Genomic DNA, 15,450 nt, shown 5'->3' with positions numbered 1-15,450 from the left:
TCGCGACCGCGCGGCGGCTTCCCCTATGCTTGGGAGGTCCGCCTCGCGGGCGCGCGCCTGTAGCTCAGTTGGTTAGAGCATCTCGTTTACACCGAGAGGGTCGGGGGTTCGAGTCCCTCCGGGCGCACCGTTTCGTTCCGATCTCCTCGCCTGCGCTCAGGAGCCTCGACCGTCGACGGCACGCGCTCTGTGCCGCCGCACCGCGGCGCGATTCGCGCAGCGCACCGAGCAGTAGCGCTGCCGCCCGTTGCGGGTCACATCGACGACCACTGCCTCGCAGGGGTCCCCGGGATCCTCGCCCGCAGCGCAGCGCGCGAGTCGGTGCATGCCGCGGGTCGTCAGGTGCAGGGCGGTGCCCACGCTGATGACCGCGAAGAGCACTCGGGGGAGCGAGGTCGCGTCGTCGTCGCGGTAGTGGAGGTGCCACCCCTCGTCGTGGTGGTCGGTGAGACGCGGGTAGGCGGCTGCCCGCGCCATGTGGTCGTTGAGGATGCGGGCGCGGCTGCGGGGATCCGGGGCGTCGACGACGGTCAGCCAGTCGTCGATGACCCGGCGCACGCGCCGATGGTCGCCGGGCTCCTCGGGGAACTCCACGGTCATGCCCACCTCGCGCGCTCGAGCCACGATGCCCTCGCGGTCATCGGGCCAGTCGTTGGCGAGCGATGCGGCCAGGAGCACGGCGTACTCGCCGTAAGGGTTGAGATGCATAAGGGCATTACATCACAGTGGGAGCATGTTCAACACGACGAGCCATCCAGAACGACGAATCGCACCAGCATCCCGGCCTCACGAGCACGGCTGGCGGATAGAGTCTCGACACGCCACATCGACGGGGTACGTGCTGTATGTGCGCTGCAGCGCCTGCGGCGCCAGAAGAGTCGATATCCAAGAGCGGCCCGACCAGCCGCCTGTCGGCATCACGACAGAGCTCTGACCCCCGAGAGGCGGGTTTCGCACGGCGGGCCCGAGATGCTCATGCGAAACCAGCCGCTCGGCGGGAAGCCTCAGCGCATCACGCCGAGCGGGGCAGCGCAGCCTCGATCGCCGCGATGATCCCGGGGTCGTCCGGCTCGACCTGCGGCCGGAACCGCCGCACCGACCCGTCGGGGGCGACCAGGAACTTCTCGAAGTTCCACTTGACCCGCCCGCGCTTCCCGTCGTCATCGGGCACCTCGTGCAGCAACGCGTAGAGCGGATGCTTGTTCCGCCCGTTCACCCGGACCTTCTCCATGAGCGGGAAGGTCACCCCGTAGCTCGTCGAGCAGAAGGTCTTGATCTCGTCGGCCGTGCCGGGCTCCTGATTCAGGAACTGGTTGCACGGGAAGCCGAGGACCGTGAAGCCTCGATCCGCGTACCGCCGCTGCAGCTCCTCGAGCTTGGCGTACTGGGGTGTCAGTCCGCAGCGCGACGCGACGTTCACGACGAGCACCGCGCGATCCGCGTACTCCGCGAGCGAGGTGGGCTCGCCGTCGATCGTGGTCAGGGGTACGTCGCGGAGGTCCATGCGTCCAGCCTACGCCCGCCCCCCTCATGACGGGGGCCTCGCGGCCGTCGAGGCACGAGGGGGTCGACTCGCGGAATGATTCGGGATCGCCCCGTGTTGAGGACTCCGTCCGAGCATGCGGTCGCGCCCGCGGCCGCCGAGACGAGGGAGGACCACCGGAATGACCATCGATCCGCAGGCCGAGCACATCGGGGCCGCAGCGCTCAAGAGCGCCTTCCGCGAGCACCCCGCGGGCGTCGCACTCATCACGGCGCAGACTCCCGAGGGCCCCGTCGGTCTCACGGCATCGAGCGTCGCATCGGTCGGGATCGATCCCGCAGCGCTCTCATTCTCGGTCACCCGCGCGACGGGCAGCGCCGGCGGCATCCTCGCAGCTGACACGTATCTCGTACACCTGCTCGATGCGCGGCACGCGGCGATCGGCGCCGCCTTCGCGGTCTCGGGCTCCGAGCGATTCACGCCCGAGCAGAGCTGGACGACGCTGCCCACCGGCGAGCCGCATCTGCCGAACACGCGCGTCGCGCTGCGCTGCCGCACCCTGCACTCCCTCGGCGTCGGGGCCTCGGTCGTGGTGGTCGCCGAGGTGCTCGACGCCGTGTTCGGCGAGCCGGCGGATCCGATGGTGTACCTCGACCGCGCATTCCGCACGCTCGCTCCCGTGGAGTAGCGGCCCGCCCGCGCTACTCCACGACCGCGATACCGACCGTGTTGAGACCCTTGGCCTTGTCGCGACGCTCCACCGCGTTGCTGAGCAGCACGAGGCTCAGGCCGAGCGCGGCCAGCACCACGCCGACCCAGCCGGGCGCCAGGTAGCCGAGGCCGGCCGCGATCACCACGCCGCCCAGCCAGGCGCCGAGGCTGTTGCCGATGTTGAACGCGGCGTGGTTGATCGCGGCGCCGAGCAGCGCCGCCTCGTCCGAGATGCGGACCAGGCGGGACTGGATCGACGGGATCAGCAGCGACGAGGTGACGCCGAGCATGAACACGCAGACGAAGAGCCCGACCGGATGCCACGCGAACTGCGTGTAGAGCACGAGCGTGGCGATGAAAGCGCCGAAGCCCCAGGTGACCGTGCGGCGGGGGCTGCGGTCGGTGGCCCACCCGCCCAGCACGTTGCCGATCGTCATGCCGATGCCCAGGCAGGCGAGCACCCACGGCACAGTGGTCGGGGCGAAGCCCGTCTCGCGCGTCGTGACCTCGGCGATGTAGGAGTAGACCGCGAAGAACCCGCCGAAGCCCACCGACCCGACCGCGATCATCACCCAGATGCGGGGGTTGCGCAGCGCCGAGAGCTCGCGCATCGGGCTGCGCTCCGGATTGCCCGGGTAGCGCGGCAGCGCGGCGAACGAGAGCAGCAGGGTCGTCGCGAAGATCAGCGCGACGAGCGCGTAGGCGGCGCGCCATCCGAACAGCTGGCCCATCCAGGTCGCGAGCGGCACGCCCACCACGTTGGCGATGGTGAGGCCTGAGAGGGCGAGCGCGATCCCGCGCCCCTGATTGCCCGGCCCCATGATGCGTGCGGCGAGCAGCGATGCCACGCCGAAGTACGCACCGTGCGGCAGCGCCGCGATGAACCGGAAGAGCGCCAGCGAACCGAAGCTGGGCATGCAGGCGGACGCCACGGTGCCGACGATGAAGAGGCCCAGCAGCCAGAACACGAGCCGCGTCTGCGACACGCGCGCCGCCAGCACGGCGAAGGTGGGCGCGCCGACCACCACGCCGAGCGCGTAGGCCGTGATCAGCATGCCGGCCTGCGCGATCATCCGGTCGGGCTCCTGATCGAAGCCCGGGATCAGGTCGCTCGCGATGTCGGGCAGCAATCCCATCGTGGCGAACTCGGTCACGCCGATGCCGAATCCGCCGAACGCGAGCGCGAAGAGCGCGACCGCGCGGCGGAGCGGGGAGAGGGAGGGAACGCTCACCAGCCGCGTGCGAGCCAGGCGTCGAGATCCGGCATCTCCGCCGCCACCGTCGTGCGCTCGCCGTGCCCGGGGCGCGCGACCGTCTCCTCCGGCAGGGTGAAGAGTCGCGTGCGGATCGACTCGACGATCTGCTCGAAGCTCGAGTAGTCCCACCGGGTCGCCCCGGGGCCGCCCTGGAACAGGGTGTCCCCGGAGAAGACCGTGCCGAGCGCCGGCGCGATGAAGCAGACCGATCCGGGAGTGTGGCCCGGCGTGTGCGCGACGGCGATCTCGACGCCCGCCACGACGAAGTCGGCCCCATCGGCGAGCTCGAAGTCGGGGAGCGTCTCGCCGTGGGTGTCGCGCCAGAGGAAGAGGTCCGCGGGGTGCAGGTACACGTGGGTGTCGAGCATCCGCGCAGCCTCCACCGCGGCGTTCACGTGATCCTCGTGCCCGTGGGTAAGCAGGATGCCCAGGGCCTCACGATCGCCCACCCCGCTCACGATCGCCTCGGCGTCGTGCGAGGCGTCGATCACCAGCGCCTGCTCATCGTCGCCGACGATCCAGATGTTGTTCTCGAGCTCGACCCCCTCCGCGGGGTACCCGGGGCGACCCGCGCCGACGAGGCCGCGGGTCACCACCCGGTCGATCCGTGCTTCCGACATGATCTCTCCCGTTCTCAGCCGCGGGTCACGACGACGGGGCAGGGCAGCGCCTGCAGCACGCCGTGGCTCACCGAGCCGAGCAGCAGCCGCGAGATGCCGCCGCGGCCGCGGCTGCCGACGACGAGCATCTCCGCGCCCTCGGCGGCCTGCACGAGCGCCGCGACCGGAGGCGACTGCACGATCTCGCGACGGATCTCGAGATCGGGGTAGCGGTCGGCCAGACCGGCGGTACCGATCGCGATGGCCTCCTCGGCAGCCGAGCGCTGGGACTCGACCAGCTCCTCGCTCCACAGGTACTCGAGGCCCGGCGTGAGCGGCGGCATCCACGCGTACACCGCGATGAGGGGCGAACCCCTGAACGACGCCGCCTCGGCGGCGACCGCGATCGCCCGCTTCGAGGCCTCCGACCCGTCGACGCCGACGACGACGCCGCGCTTCGGCTCCGCCGATGCGGTGGTGGGGATCACGGCCACCGGGCAGTGAGCCGTCGCGGCGACCTTGACCGCGCGCGTGCCGAAGAACGAACCGGCGAACCGGCTGCCGTTGTGGGCGCCGAGGATCAGCAGGTCGGCGCGCTTCGACGCCTCCTCGACCTCCGCGATCGGGTGACCGACCACCGCGGTGCCCGAGATCTTGCCCTGGAACCCGAGGCTGCGGGCGTACTCCATCTCGGCCTGCAGCATCTGCTCGGACGCCTGCTGGGCCTCCGAGAGGAACGCGACGCTCTCGGAGAGGAAGGAGTCGTCGGCGACGTGCAGCAGCTCCACCTCGGCTCCGCGCTCGGTCGCTCGGTCGAGGCCCCAGGCGAGCGCGGCCCGGCTCTGCTCGGATCCGTCTACTCCGATGAGATACTTCGCTGACATCTTCGTTCCTTTCTCTCGGGTTCCGCTGCGGGCCCGGTATCAGGCCTCGCGCGCCGGAAGGTGCGCGGGATGGTTGCCCGCCAGCTGCTCGATGATGCGCACCACCTGGCAGCTGTACCCGTATTCGTTGTCGTACCAGACGTACAGCACGGCGCTGTCGCCCGTCACGATCGTCGCGAGCCCGTCGACGATGCCTGCCCGGTTCGAGCCGACGAAATCGTTCGAGACGACCTCGGGCGACTCGACGAAGTCGATCTGGGTGCGCAGCGCGCCGGTGAGGGAGACCTCCTCGAGGAAGGCGTTGATCTCCTCGCGCGTGGTCTCCTGCTCGAGCTGGAGGTTGAGCACGGCCATCGACACGTCGGGGGTGGGAACGCGGATCGCGTTGCCGGTGAGCTTGCCCTCGAACTCGGGGAGCGCCTTCGAGACCGCCTTCGCCGCACCGGTCTCGGTGAGCACCATGTTGAGGGCGGCGGAGCGGCCGCGGCGGTCGCCCTTGTGGAAGTTGTCGATGAGGTTCTGGTCGTTGGTGTACGAGTGCACCGTCTCGACGTGCCCGCGCTTCACGCCGAAGCGGTCGTTCACGACCTTGAGCACCGGCGTGATCGCGTTCGTGGTGCACGACGCCGCGCTGAGGATGGTGTGCTCAGGGGTGATCTTGTCGTTGTTGACCCCGTAGACCACGTTCAGCATGTCGCCCTTGCCCGGCGCGGTCAGCAGCACGCGGGCGATGCCCTTGTTCTGCAGGTGCTGGCCGAGGCCCTCGGCGTCGCGCCACCGGCCGGTGTTGTCGACGAGGATCGCGTTCTCGATCCCGTACTCGGTGTAGTCGACGCTGGCGGGGTCGTTCGCGTAGATGACCTGGATGCGCACGCCGTTCGCGAGGATCGCGTTCTCGTCCTCGAGCACCTTGATCGTGCCCTTGAACGGACCGTGCACCGAGTCGCGCCGCAGCAGGCTGGCACGCTTCACGAGGTCGTTCTCGGAGCCCTTGCGCACCACGATGGCCCGGAGGTTGAGGCCGTTGCCGCTGCCCGAGTGGTCGATGATGATGCGGGCGAGCAGGCGCCCGATGCGCCCGAAGCCGTAGAGCACCACGTCGGTGCCCTCGCCGCGCGGGGCGCCGATCGCCGGCGCGAGCTCCTCGCGGAGGTAGGCCTCGAGGTCGTCGCCGCCCGAGGCGCGGAATCCGTTCGCGAGCAGCGCGAGGTCGACCGAGACGGGGCCGGGCTGGATCTTCGCGAGCGCCTCGACGATGGCCGAGGTCTCGGTCAGGGGCAGCTCGACATCGTCGATCTTGTGGGCGTAGTAGTGAGCACGGATGATGTCGATCGGGGAGCGGCCCACCAGGCTTCGTCCGTGAACGGACATGACCACGTCGTGGTCGCGGTAGAGCTGGCCGATCAGCGGGATCATCCGCTCTGCGAGTTCCTGCTTCGCCTTCCAAGCTTCGAGGTGAGCATCAGCACGCTGAATCATGTGAACGGAGGGTTCCTTTCAACACTGTCATGAAGAGAATTCGGCCTGCCCGCCGGGGACGCTTGTTCGTCACGTCAAGTATCCCATGACGGCGCCTGAATGACGCCGTGTGACACCCTGATTTCCGCTCGGGCGCGCGATCCCGCACCCTTGAACCCGTACCTGCCGCGCCCCGAGCGGCATCATCTCGACTCGCACATCGATCATGAGGAGCATCATGACCTTCAGGAAGCGCGGCGTCCTCGCCGCCTCGATCACCGCCCTCGCGCTCGCGGCCACCGCTGCGCTCGCGGGCTGCTCGGCCTCCGACGATTCGGGGGAGAACTCCGACGCGGCGTCGGAGACCGTCCGCATCGGCGTCGTCGGCGCCAGCGACCCCTACTGGGAGACCTTCACCGAGGCCGCGGCGGCCGAGGGGATCAAGGTCGAGCTCCAAGATTTCACCGACTACAACCAGCCGAACCCGGCGCTCAGCGAGGGCGAGCTCGACCTCAACCAGTTCCAGCACATCCAGTACCTGGCCGATTACAACGTCTCGAACGACGACGACCTCGTCGCCATCGGCTCGACCGCGATCTACCCGCTCGGCGTGTTCTCGACCAAGCACGACAAGCTCGAGGACATCCCCGAGGGCGGCACCGTCGCGATCCCCTCCGATCCCAGCAACCGCGCCCGCGCGCTCAACGTACTGCAGGCCGCCGGGCTCATCGAGCTCACCGACGGCGGCAGCCTGTTCTCGACCCCCGACGACATCGACGCCGACGCCTCCAAGGTCGAGGTCACCGAGATGGACGCCTCCTTCACCGCGACGTCGCTCTCCGACGTCGATGCGGCCGTGGTCAACAACGACTTCGTCACCGACGCCGGTCTGAAGTTCGACGAGGCCCTGTACCAGGACGATCCCGAGGACGAGGGCGCGAAGTACTTCATCAACATCTTCGCGGCGAAGGCGGAGGACAAGGACAACGAGACCTACAAGAAGCTCGTCGAGATCTACCAGACCGATGAGGAGGTGCAGGCCGGCGTCTTCGAGAACTCGGGCGACAGCGCGATCATGCTGAACACCCCGGTGTCGGAACTGCAGGAGATCCTGACCGACGCCGAAGAGCAGGTCCGCGAGAACAAGTAGCCGTCGACCCGCGCGAGCGGGGCCGGCAGCGCATAGGATCGGGGCGTTCGGTTTTCCGGGCGCCCCGATCCGCATCTGCCCGGCGCCCGGAGCGCGGCACCGGGCAGAAGGCAGCAAGCAGGAGGGAGACCGCGTATGACGCGCGTCCAGATGATCGGCGTCTCGAAGCGATATCCGGGCCGCGGCAAGGCCGCCGCCCCGGTGGTCGCGGTCGACGACGTCTCGATCGATGTCGCCTCCGGCGAGATCCACGCCATCATCGGCTACTCGGGGGCGGGCAAGAGCACGCTGCTGCGGCTGGTGAACGGTCTCGAGCAGGCGAGCTCGGGCCGCATCCTCGTGGGTGACGACGAGATCACGAGCCTGCCCGAGTCGAAGCTGCGGGCGGTGCGCGGCGGCATCGGCATGATCTTCCAGCAGTTCAACCTCTTCCACTCCAAGCGGGTCTCGAAGAACATCGAGTACCCGCTCGTGGTCGCGGGGGTGTCTCCGGCCGAACGCAAGCGCCGCGCCGCGGAACTGCTCGACTTCGTCGGCCTCGGCGACAAGGCCGACGCCTACACCGACCAGCTCTCGGGTGGGCAGAAGCAGCGCGTCGGCATCGCCCGCGCGCTCGCCACGAACCCCGGCGTGCTGCTCGCCGACGAGGCGACGAGCGCCCTCGATCCGCAGACCTCCCAGGAGGTGCTCGCGCTGCTGAAGCGCGTCAACGAGGAGTTCGGGATCACGATCATCCTCATCACGCACGAGATGGAGGTCGTGCGCGAGATCGCGGATCGCGTCACGGTGATGGACGGCGGCAGGGCCGTCGAGCAGGGCGACGTGTTCGAGGTGTTCTCGAATCCGCAGAGCGCGACCACGAGGCGCTTCGTCTCGACCGCGCTGCCGACGGAGCCCGAGGCCGAGCACCTCGAGCAGCTGCGCGAGCGCCACCGCGGCAGGCTCGTGACCCTGACGTTCCGCGACGGCGACGTGGATCAGCCCGTCGTGTTCCGCACCCTCGCCGAGCGCGGCGTCGGCGTGAGCATCGTGCACGGCGGCATCACCGACGTGGGCGGCCGGAGCTTCGGCAAGCTCACGCTCGAACTCATCGGAGACGATCTGCGCGTCGAGCACGCGATCGCGGCGCTCGCGCAGGAGACCGACCTGGAGGTGCTGGCCTGATGCGCGCATCCAACATCCTCGCCGAGAACGGCAAGATCGACGACCTCTTCAAGCTCTTCGAGAACGGGAGCTTCCTCGAAGCGACCCTGGAGACCCTGCAGTACGTGGTGGTCGCGATGGCCGTCGGCGGCATCCTCGGCCTCGTCATCGGAACGGCGCTGACGGTCACGCGCTCCGGGGGGATCCTGGCCAACCGACCGGTGTTCTGGGTGCTGAACTTCCTCGTGAACTTCTTCCGCCCGATCCCGTTCGTGATCCTGCTCGCTGCGATCCAGCCGCTCGGGCGCCTGATCGTCGGCACCGGCATCGGCGACCGATTCCTCATCTTCGTGCTCTCGTTCGCCGCGACGTTCGGGATCGCGCGGCTCGTCGAGCAGAACCTGCTCACCGTGCCGCCGGGGGTCATCGAGGCCTCGCGCGCCATGGGGGCCGGCCCTCTCCGCACGATCCTCACGGTGCTGATCCCCGAGGGGCTCGGCCCCCTCGTGCTCGGCTACACCTTCGCCTTCATCGCGGTGGTGGACATGACCGCGATGGCCGGTGTCATCGGCAGCGGCGGCCTCGGAAACCTCGCGCTGCAGTACGGCTACCGGCAGTTCAACCCGTGGATCACCTGGTCGGCCGTGCTCGTCATCATCGTCATCGTGCAGCTCGTGCAGCTGCTCGGCAACGTGTTCGCCCGCAAACTGCTCCGGAGGTAGCCCGTGTCACCCGCCCCCTCTCAGACCCTCGCCGACCTGCAGCGGGTCGCGGAAGAACTCTGGCCCGCCGCGACCGCGGAGGGGTGGGACCGCGTCGGACTCGTCTCCGGCGCGAGCGATGCGCCCCTGCGCCGCGTGCTGCTCGCCGTCGACGCGGTGGCCGTGACGGTCGACGAGGCCCTCGAGTGGGGCGCCGACGCACTGCTCACCCACCACCCGCTGCTGCTGCGCGGCATCCACACCGTCGCGGAGGACACCTCGAAGGGCGCGCTGCTCGCGAAGCTGATCCGCGGCGGCTGCGCGCTGCTCGCCGCGCACACGAACGCCGACCAGCCCGAGGGAGGGGTGTCGGCGGTGATCGCGGAGCGCCTGGGCCTCCGCTCGGCCGAGGCGATCGCGCCCGCCGAGGGGCCGAGACCCGGAGAGGTGTTCGGCATCGGTCGCGTCGGCGACCTCGAGACCCCGATCGCGCTCCGCGAGTTCGCGGAACGGGTGGCCGCGATCCTGCCGCGCACGGCGAGCGGCGTGCGCGTCGCCGGAGATCCCGAGCGCCCGATCTCCCGAGTCGCTCTGCTCGGCGGCGCCGGTGACAGCCTGCTCGACCATCCGGCCGTGCGCGCGGCCGACGTGTACCTCACCTCGGATCTGCGGCACCACCCCGCGCAGGAGTCGCTCGAGCAGTCACTCGCGACCGGCGGCCCCGCCCTCGTCGACGTCGCGCACTGGGCGAGCGAGTCGCTGTGGCTCGAGGGGGCGGCCGAGCTGCTCTCGGAGCGGCTGCCAGGCGTCGAGTTCCGCGTGAGCGGGATCCGCACCGACCCCTGGAGCTTCACGGTCGGCGCGGAACGACCGACCGCGTGAACGGCGCCCCTGCGCCCCGGTAGGCTGGACCCATGAAAGCCAGCCCTCGCCAGCAGCAGCTGCTGCTCGACCTGCAAGACCGCGACAACACGATCGCCCGGCTTCGCCGCAAGCGCAGCACGCTGCCCGAGCGCGCCGAGCTCGAGGGCCTGACCGACGAGGCGGAGCAGGCCAAGGCTCGCTTCATGGCGGCGCAGCGCGAACTCGACGCGCAGAACGCCGAGATCGCGCGCGTCGAGGCCGACGTGCAGATGGTGAGCCAGCGCCGCGAGCGCGACGAGCAGTTGCTCGCCGCCAGCACGTCGTCGAAGGAAGCGCAGGCGCTGCAGAACGAGCTCGACACGCTCACCCGCCGCAAGGGCGAGCTCGAGGATCGCGAGCTCGAGCTCATGGAGGTGCAGGAGCGCGCGCAGGCGGAGTTCTCGGAGGCTCAGCAGGTGCTCGCCGGCGTGGATGAGCGCCGCGCCGTCATCAGGGCGAAGATCGCGGAGGCCGAGCAGCGTCTGGACCGCGAGATCGCGTCGAACAGCGAGGAGCGGGCCGGTCTCGCGGCCGAGCTGCAGCGGGACCTGCTCGACCTGTACGAGGAGCTGCGGGGCCGCATCGGGATCGGCGCCGCGCGCCTGCGCGGGAGCGTCTCGGAGGCGAGCAACATGTCGCTCACGCCGGCCGAGCTCAGCGAGATCCGCGCCGCCGCGCCCGACGAGCTGGTGTTCTGCCCGGGCACCGGCGCCATCCTGGTGCGCGTCGAGGGGGAGTAGCGGCCTGGGTGCCGCCGCCGGCTCCGCGTGAGCGCCGAGCTTGCCGGCCTTCCTGTGTGTTCTCTGCGCCGAGATACGGGTTTCGCAGGCCGATCCGCGGGTCCTCGTGCGAGATCCGTATCTCGGCGCGGTAGACTGGACTCCGGGATGGGCCGGCGGACGGTCGCGTCGCGGATCGCTTCGGCGGTGCCGCGCCGAGGAACGTCCGGGCTGCACAGAGGAGGACGGTGGGTAACACCCACCCGGGGCGACCCGCGAGAAAGTGCAACAGAGAGCAGACCAGCCTTCTCGGCGCAGCCGGGAAGGTCCGGGTGAAAGGGTGGTGTAAGAGACCACCGGCGTTCGTGGTGACACGGGCGGCCAGGCAAACCTCGTCCGCAGCAAGGTCAGACAGCAGACGTCGACGCTCCTCGCCGAGTCTGCGGGTAGACCGCTAGAGGGTACTGGCAACAGTGCCCCGAGATAGATGACCGTCACCGGCCGGTTCGCCGGCCGGCACAGAACCCGGCGTACAGCCGGCCCATTCCCCCGCCCCTCCGCTCCGGACGGGGCCGCAGTGTCCGGGCTCATCGACTGAGCGCCAGAATCGCGACGAAGACGGCGACGAGGATGTCGAGCACGGCGCAGAACCGAGCGAGCGCGCGGTCGACGACGCGGTCGACGCGATGGTGATGGATGTCCCATATCGCGTGGCCGAGGAGCGCCGCTGCGACGAACAGGCAGCCGGCCATCGGGCTCAGTTGCAGCGCGACGAAGGTGATCGCCCCGAGAATCAGCATGGCCACAGCCTGCAGCGGGAACGACCACCAGGGGCGGACGCGGCGCCAAGCGATCCCCGCGGCCAGGAGCACCGCGGCCAGGGCGAACAGCCAGGGGAGGGCGTCGAGGCCGGCGAATTTGTCCAGAGTGATCAGGAGGAAGGTGGCGGCGAACGCGATCCACGCCGCCGCACGGTGCCCGCTGGCTCCGGCCGCGAGATACACCAGCCCGGAGGCCGCGATGACAGGAGCGGCATCCCGGGCGTCGGTGAGCCCGTACACGGTGCCGGCTGCGACGAGCATCCCGAGCGCGGCGGGCCAGATCCATCGCCACGCCGCGCCCCGCTGTCCGTTCGCATCTGCCACGGCGTGGCCCCTCTTCGGTGGGGTGACGGCTACCATGTCGACTCCTGTGAGCATCGCGGTACGGGTTGCATAAACCGTACATCCAGGTTCAAGTTAATGGAAGGGCGCTCTCCGATAAAGTGAACATCAACGTCCAGCCTCGGAGGTCACACGATGCCCGGAACCCAAGCGACGGCGAGAGAGCCCCTACGGGGCGGACCTGCTCGCCCGAAGCGCGCCGATGCGCTGCGCAACATCGAGGCGATCATCGACGCCGCGACACGATTACTCGCCATGAACCCCGAGGCGAGCATGAACGAGATCGCGAAAGAAGCCGGGGTCGGCCGCATCACGCTCTACGGCCACTTCGAGTCGCGGGCGGCACTGCTCCGCGAGGTGGCCGACCGCGCCATCGCCCACAGCGAGCAGGAACTCGCTCTGGTGGATGTCGGAGGGGATCCGCGAGACGCGCTCGGCAGATTGCTGGAGGCCTCGTGGGCACTGACGCATCGTTACGGGGCTCTCGTGATCGCCGCCTCGCAAGCGCTGTCGCCCGAGCAGCTGCGCCGTGCCCACGACGAGCCCTTCGCCCGCGCTCGCGCGCTGCTGGAGCGCGGTCGGGAGGCGGGGGAGTTCCGCGACGGCGTCTCGATCGACTGGCAGCTCAGCCTCGCCCAGGCGATCCTGCACGGGGCTTCGGCCGCGGTCCACCGAGGCGACATCTCCGCCGACGAGGCACCCGCCCTGGTCCGCGACGCCGTACTGGCGACCCTCACCCGCTGATATCAACCCACTCGCTCAAGCGCGTGGGATGTCGTTGCCGGTGGGCCGGTATTCGATCAGCAGGATCCTTCCATCGAGGACGCGCTGAGAAACGAGCTCGAGCTCATCCGATGCGACACCCGAGAAAGCGGGTTCGCGTCCGGCATCCCCGGCGAAGAGGGGGAACATCATGATCCGGAGCCGGTCGACCAGCCCCGCCTTGAGCAGTTGGCGGGCGATGGACATGCTGCCCCAGGTTCGCAACGGCACGTCTCCGTCGGCCTTGAGGCCGGTGATCTCGGGGATGAGGTCGCGGCTGATGCGGGTGTTCGGCCAGTCCACGCTCTCGAGACTCGAGGAGAACACGATCTTCTCGAGCGCGTCGACCCCGGCACGAGTGTCGCCCCAGGCCGCGTCGGGCAAGGAGGCGAGAGCCTCGTAGGTGCGCCGTCCCATGATCACACGCTGCGGTTTCGCACTCTCGGCAGCGTTCCACTCGGCGAGGTCGGGGCCGAGGTAGCCGAAGTACCCGGGCAGCCCGTCACTGCCGGCCCATCCGTCGACCGAGATGAAGAGGTCGACCGTCAGCGTGCCTGCCATGATTGCTTCCCTTCCTGTAGACACCCTCGGCCACCGCCCGGTATTGAACCGAGGTGCACGAGATGCTGTAATCGTACACGGCAGTTCAACTTAATCGGAAGACCCCTCATGACCGATTCTGAGTACGGACGGAAGGAACTCACTCTGATGCCCACGGACAACGACACCCAGATCTTCGCCGGCCTTCCCGTTCGCGATCTCTCAGCCGCGCTCGATTGGTATACGGCATTCTTCGGACGCCCGGCCGACGAGGTGGTCGGTGACGAGGCGATGTGGCAGGTCGCTGAGACCACCTGGCTCTTCATCGCCCCGGATGAGCTGCGCAGCGGCGGCGGCCTCATCACCCTGGGCGTGGGCGACCTGGAGCCCTACCTGTTGCGGTGGCGCGCCGCGGGAATGGCGCACCAACCGGTCGAGACCTACGGCAACGGGGTGAAGCACGTCACCATCGTCGACCCCGACGGCAACAGCCTCTCCCTCGCTTCGCGCGGCTGAACGGACGGTGCGGGGGAGCATGAATCCGGTGGCGATGGCGGCAGGTGGAGCGGGGTGTCGACGGTGAGACCGCCTCTGCATTCCACTCGGCCATCTCGCCCGATAGGGGAGGAGATCGAACTCAGTACGGGTACCCGCGCTCGATGAGGAAGACGCCTCCCGACGCGAGCGCGTAGACCAGGAACGTCACAGCGATCCACGGGCATGCCCACCGGCTCGTCTGGTATTCGGCCCGTCGCAGCGCGGGCAGCATCAGCAGCAGGCCGATCACCTGCACGATCGCGAGCGCGATGTACGACCAGTCCTCGAAGACCCACGCCAGCGGAGCGAAGTGCAGGGCGACGCAGAGTCCGATCCACCACCCGTACCATCGCGTCTGATCGCGTCTCGCGAGCGCGATGCAGCCGCCCCCGATGACCACGGCCTCGGCAAGCACGACCAGACCGAACACCCAGTAGCGTCCGTCGAGCGCTGTCGGGGTCGACCAGTTGCGCCACACGAGGATCCCGAAGCCGATCGCGGTCAGGATCCCGATCACCGAACCGGCTCCCAACCAACCGCGGAGCCGTGGCTTCGGGTCCTCCTGCGACCACCCGAACCAACCGGCGGCCATGACTGCCAACCACGCGATCGCGAAGGCCTGGCCCCTCAGGAACTCCGTGAACATGATGCCCTCCCCGTCTTCGCAGCCGAGCCGTTGGTCAGATACTCGCACAGCATCCCGGGAACCTCTCGCAGCCTCGTGGTTTTCCTTGACGGGCGACCTCGGTCGATCTACGGTCAAAGTACATACCGCGGGGGCGACGGCGCGCCGTGGCTCAGCGGGCCTCGAGGCCGGAGGAGGGATCGCATGGGTCTTCTCACGTTCAGCATCAACGTCACCCTGGACGGTTGCGTGGATCATCAGGAGGGCATCGCCGACGACGAGACGCACGCCCACTTCACCCGCCTCATGGACGAGACCGGAGCGATGCTGTGGGGCCGCACCACCTACGAGATGATGGAGAGCTACTGGCCGGCGGTCGCCCGCGGCGAGGTCGAGGCGCCGGCGGCGGAGCGCGACTGGGCGCGGGCACTCGAGACCAAGCAGAAGTACGTGGTGTCATCGACGCGGAGCGACTTCCCGTGGACCAACAGCCATCATCTCACCGGTGACCTGCGCACGGCGGTGCAGGAGCTCAAGGACCGGACACCCGCTGGGGTGCTCGTCGGCAGCGGCAAGCTCGCGACGGCGCTCGACCGTCTGGATCTGATCGACGAGTACAGCTTCCTCGTGCACCCCGCGATCGCCGGCCACGGCCCGACCCTGTACCAGGACGGCCTGCCCGGCACCCGCCGCCTCGAGCTGATCTCGTCGATCCCGCTCAGCAACGACGCCGTCGTCATGCACTATCGTCGGGCCGAGCCGGGGTGAGCGCTCCGCGAGCGATGATGAGGGGCTCCGGGCCGAAGCCGTCGAGTG

Annotated in this window: 18 protein-coding genes, 1 tRNA gene and 1 other RNA gene; 11 read left to right on the top strand and 9 right to left on the bottom strand. The window is 69.3% G+C overall.

Translation table 11 applies throughout. The features are described 5' to 3' along the window. The first annotated feature begins 53 nt into the window (after positions 1–53). A tRNA-Val gene (locus tag KVY00_RS01365) sits at positions 54–127 on the top strand. 29 nt (positions 128–156) lie between these two features. On the opposite strand, the gene KVY00_RS01360 is transcribed toward KVY00_RS01365, so the two are convergent. After that, positions 157–708 (bottom strand): CGNR zinc finger domain-containing protein, encoded by a 552-nt coding sequence (locus KVY00_RS01360; RefSeq protein WP_223043974.1) that lies wholly within the window; start codon positions 706–708, stop codon positions 157–159. Positions 709–1,012: 304 nt separating this feature from the next. After that, positions 1,013–1,504 carry a glutathione peroxidase gene (locus KVY00_RS01355; protein ID WP_223043973.1) on the bottom strand — a complete coding sequence of 164 codons (492 nt, stop codon included), beginning with the start codon at positions 1,502–1,504 and terminating at the stop codon, positions 1,013–1,015. A 160-nt stretch (positions 1,505–1,664) separates the two neighbouring features. On the opposite strand from KVY00_RS01355, the gene KVY00_RS01350 reads away from it, so the two are divergent. Then, the gene (locus tag KVY00_RS01350) at positions 1,665–2,171 is read left to right on the top strand and encodes a flavin reductase family protein (RefSeq protein ID WP_223043972.1); all 507 of its coding nucleotides are present in this window, start codon (positions 1,665–1,667) and stop codon (positions 2,169–2,171) included. 13 nt (positions 2,172–2,184) lie between these two features. Here KVY00_RS01350 and KVY00_RS01345 read toward each other — a convergent pair whose 3' ends face one another. Genes KVY00_RS01345 through KVY00_RS01330 form a run of 4 tightly spaced genes read right to left on the bottom strand, consistent with a single transcriptional unit; the run spans position 2,185 to position 6,412 of the window. Beyond that, positions 2,185–3,426 (bottom strand): MFS transporter, encoded by a 1,242-nt coding sequence (locus KVY00_RS01345; RefSeq protein WP_223043971.1) that lies wholly within the window; start codon positions 3,424–3,426, stop codon positions 2,185–2,187. After that, the gene (locus KVY00_RS01340) at positions 3,423–4,070 is read right to left on the bottom strand and encodes an MBL fold metallo-hydrolase (protein WP_223043970.1); all 648 of its coding nucleotides are present in this window, start codon (positions 4,068–4,070) and stop codon (positions 3,423–3,425) included. The genes KVY00_RS01345 and KVY00_RS01340 overlap by 4 nt, the downstream gene beginning before the upstream one ends. A gap of 14 nt (positions 4,071–4,084) precedes the next feature. Next, a complete protein-coding gene (locus tag KVY00_RS01335) occupies positions 4,085–4,933 on the bottom strand; it encodes a universal stress protein (protein WP_223043969.1) in 849 nt (282 codons plus the stop codon). A 39-nt stretch (positions 4,934–4,972) separates the two neighbouring features. Next, positions 4,973–6,412, bottom strand: coding sequence for a glyceraldehyde-3-phosphate dehydrogenase (locus KVY00_RS01330; RefSeq protein ID WP_223043968.1), 1,440 nt, complete (start codon positions 6,410–6,412; stop codon positions 4,973–4,975). A 217-nt stretch (positions 6,413–6,629) separates the two neighbouring features. Between KVY00_RS01330 and KVY00_RS01325 the strand changes: the two genes are divergently transcribed. From KVY00_RS01325 to rnpB, 6 genes are all read left to right on the top strand, one after another. Continuing rightward, positions 6,630–7,541 (top strand): MetQ/NlpA family ABC transporter substrate-binding protein, encoded by a 912-nt coding sequence (locus KVY00_RS01325; RefSeq protein WP_223043967.1) that lies wholly within the window; start codon positions 6,630–6,632, stop codon positions 7,539–7,541. Between the two features lie 135 nt (positions 7,542–7,676). Further along, positions 7,677–8,705, top strand: coding sequence for a methionine ABC transporter ATP-binding protein (locus KVY00_RS01320; protein WP_223043966.1), 1,029 nt, complete (start codon positions 7,677–7,679; stop codon positions 8,703–8,705). Then, the gene (locus KVY00_RS01315; RefSeq protein WP_394358256.1) at positions 8,705–9,406 is read left to right on the top strand and encodes a methionine ABC transporter permease; all 702 of its coding nucleotides are present in this window, start codon (positions 8,705–8,707) and stop codon (positions 9,404–9,406) included. The genes KVY00_RS01320 and KVY00_RS01315 overlap by 1 nt, the downstream gene beginning before the upstream one ends. A gap of 3 nt (positions 9,407–9,409) precedes the next feature. Then, entirely contained in the window at positions 9,410–10,267 is an 858-nt protein-coding gene (locus KVY00_RS01310) for a Nif3-like dinuclear metal center hexameric protein (RefSeq protein ID WP_223043965.1), read from the top strand. Between the two features lie 32 nt (positions 10,268–10,299). Beyond that, positions 10,300–11,028: a zinc ribbon domain-containing protein gene (locus KVY00_RS01305; RefSeq protein WP_223043964.1), complete on the top strand. Its 729-nt coding sequence runs from the start codon at positions 10,300–10,302 to the stop codon at positions 11,026–11,028. A 147-nt stretch (positions 11,029–11,175) separates the two neighbouring features. Beyond that, an RNA gene (rnpB, locus tag KVY00_RS01300) (RNase P RNA component class A) lies at positions 11,176–11,556 on the top strand. 38 nt (positions 11,557–11,594) lie between these two features. Here the strand turns inward: rnpB and KVY00_RS01295 are convergent. Then, positions 11,595–12,152 (bottom strand): hypothetical protein, encoded by a 558-nt coding sequence (locus tag KVY00_RS01295; protein ID WP_223043963.1) that lies wholly within the window; start codon positions 12,150–12,152, stop codon positions 11,595–11,597. Positions 12,153–12,305: 153 nt separating this feature from the next. Between KVY00_RS01295 and KVY00_RS01290 the strand changes: the two genes are divergently transcribed. Then, on the top strand, positions 12,306–12,914 hold the full coding sequence (locus tag KVY00_RS01290) for a TetR/AcrR family transcriptional regulator (protein ID WP_223043962.1): 609 nt from the start codon (positions 12,306–12,308) through the stop codon (positions 12,912–12,914). A 15-nt stretch (positions 12,915–12,929) separates the two neighbouring features. On the opposite strand, the gene KVY00_RS01285 is transcribed toward KVY00_RS01290, so the two are convergent. Then, complete coding sequence (locus tag KVY00_RS01285) at positions 12,930–13,493, bottom strand: dihydrofolate reductase family protein (protein WP_223043961.1); 564 nt, start codon at positions 13,491–13,493, stop codon at positions 12,930–12,932. A 147-nt stretch (positions 13,494–13,640) separates the two neighbouring features. On the opposite strand from KVY00_RS01285, the gene KVY00_RS01280 reads away from it, so the two are divergent. Next, positions 13,641–13,988 carry a VOC family protein gene (locus tag KVY00_RS01280; RefSeq protein ID WP_223043960.1) on the top strand — a complete coding sequence of 116 codons (348 nt, stop codon included), beginning with the start codon at positions 13,641–13,643 and terminating at the stop codon, positions 13,986–13,988. A 121-nt stretch (positions 13,989–14,109) separates the two neighbouring features. On the opposite strand, the gene KVY00_RS01275 is transcribed toward KVY00_RS01280, so the two are convergent. Continuing rightward, a complete protein-coding gene (locus tag KVY00_RS01275; RefSeq protein ID WP_223043959.1) occupies positions 14,110–14,655 on the bottom strand; it encodes a hypothetical protein in 546 nt (181 codons plus the stop codon). A gap of 183 nt (positions 14,656–14,838) precedes the next feature. Here KVY00_RS01275 and KVY00_RS01270 point away from each other — a divergent pair, with 183 nt between their 5' ends. After that, positions 14,839–15,402: a dihydrofolate reductase family protein gene (locus KVY00_RS01270; protein WP_223043958.1), complete on the top strand. Its 564-nt coding sequence runs from the start codon at positions 14,839–14,841 to the stop codon at positions 15,400–15,402. Positions 15,403–15,450 lie beyond the last annotated feature (48 nt).

This window comes from Leucobacter tenebrionis, assembly GCF_019884725.1.
Taxonomy (GTDB): domain Bacteria; phylum Actinomycetota; class Actinomycetes; order Actinomycetales; family Microbacteriaceae; genus Leucobacter; species Leucobacter tenebrionis.
The sequence above is the reverse complement of the archived record's forward strand: the minus strand, read 5'-3'. Positions and strand labels throughout refer to the sequence as shown.

Coding starts and splice junctions, on each gene's coding strand:
- KVY00_RS01340 (WP_223043970.1), bottom strand. CDS start 4,070: ATGTCGGAAGCACGGATCGACCGGGTGGTGACCCGCGGCCTCGTCGGC.
- KVY00_RS01315 (WP_394358256.1), top strand. CDS start 8,705: ATGCGCGCATCCAACATCCTCGCCGAGAACGGCAAGATCGACGACCTC.
- KVY00_RS01285 (WP_223043961.1), bottom strand. CDS start 13,493: ATGGCAGGCACGCTGACGGTCGACCTCTTCATCTCGGTCGACGGATGG.
- KVY00_RS01320 (WP_223043966.1), top strand. CDS start 7,677: ATGACGCGCGTCCAGATGATCGGCGTCTCGAAGCGATATCCGGGCCGC.
- KVY00_RS01305 (WP_223043964.1), top strand. CDS start 10,300: ATGAAAGCCAGCCCTCGCCAGCAGCAGCTGCTGCTCGACCTGCAAGAC.
- KVY00_RS01350 (WP_223043972.1), top strand. CDS start 1,665: ATGACCATCGATCCGCAGGCCGAGCACATCGGGGCCGCAGCGCTCAAG.
- KVY00_RS01275 (WP_223043959.1), bottom strand. CDS start 14,655: ATGTTCACGGAGTTCCTGAGGGGCCAGGCCTTCGCGATCGCGTGGTTG.
- KVY00_RS01360 (WP_223043974.1), bottom strand. CDS start 708: ATGCATCTCAACCCTTACGGCGAGTACGCCGTGCTCCTGGCCGCATCG.
- KVY00_RS01290 (WP_223043962.1), top strand. CDS start 12,306: ATGCCCGGAACCCAAGCGACGGCGAGAGAGCCCCTACGGGGCGGACCT.
- KVY00_RS01355 (WP_223043973.1), bottom strand. CDS start 1,504: ATGGACCTCCGCGACGTACCCCTGACCACGATCGACGGCGAGCCCACC.
- KVY00_RS01270 (WP_223043958.1), top strand. CDS start 14,839: ATGGGTCTTCTCACGTTCAGCATCAACGTCACCCTGGACGGTTGCGTG.
- KVY00_RS01325 (WP_223043967.1), top strand. CDS start 6,630: ATGACCTTCAGGAAGCGCGGCGTCCTCGCCGCCTCGATCACCGCCCTC.
- KVY00_RS01330 (WP_223043968.1), bottom strand. CDS start 6,412: ATGATTCAGCGTGCTGATGCTCACCTCGAAGCTTGGAAGGCGAAGCAG.
- KVY00_RS01335 (WP_223043969.1), bottom strand. CDS start 4,933: ATGTCAGCGAAGTATCTCATCGGAGTAGACGGATCCGAGCAGAGCCGG.
- KVY00_RS01280 (WP_223043960.1), top strand. CDS start 13,641: ATGCCCACGGACAACGACACCCAGATCTTCGCCGGCCTTCCCGTTCGC.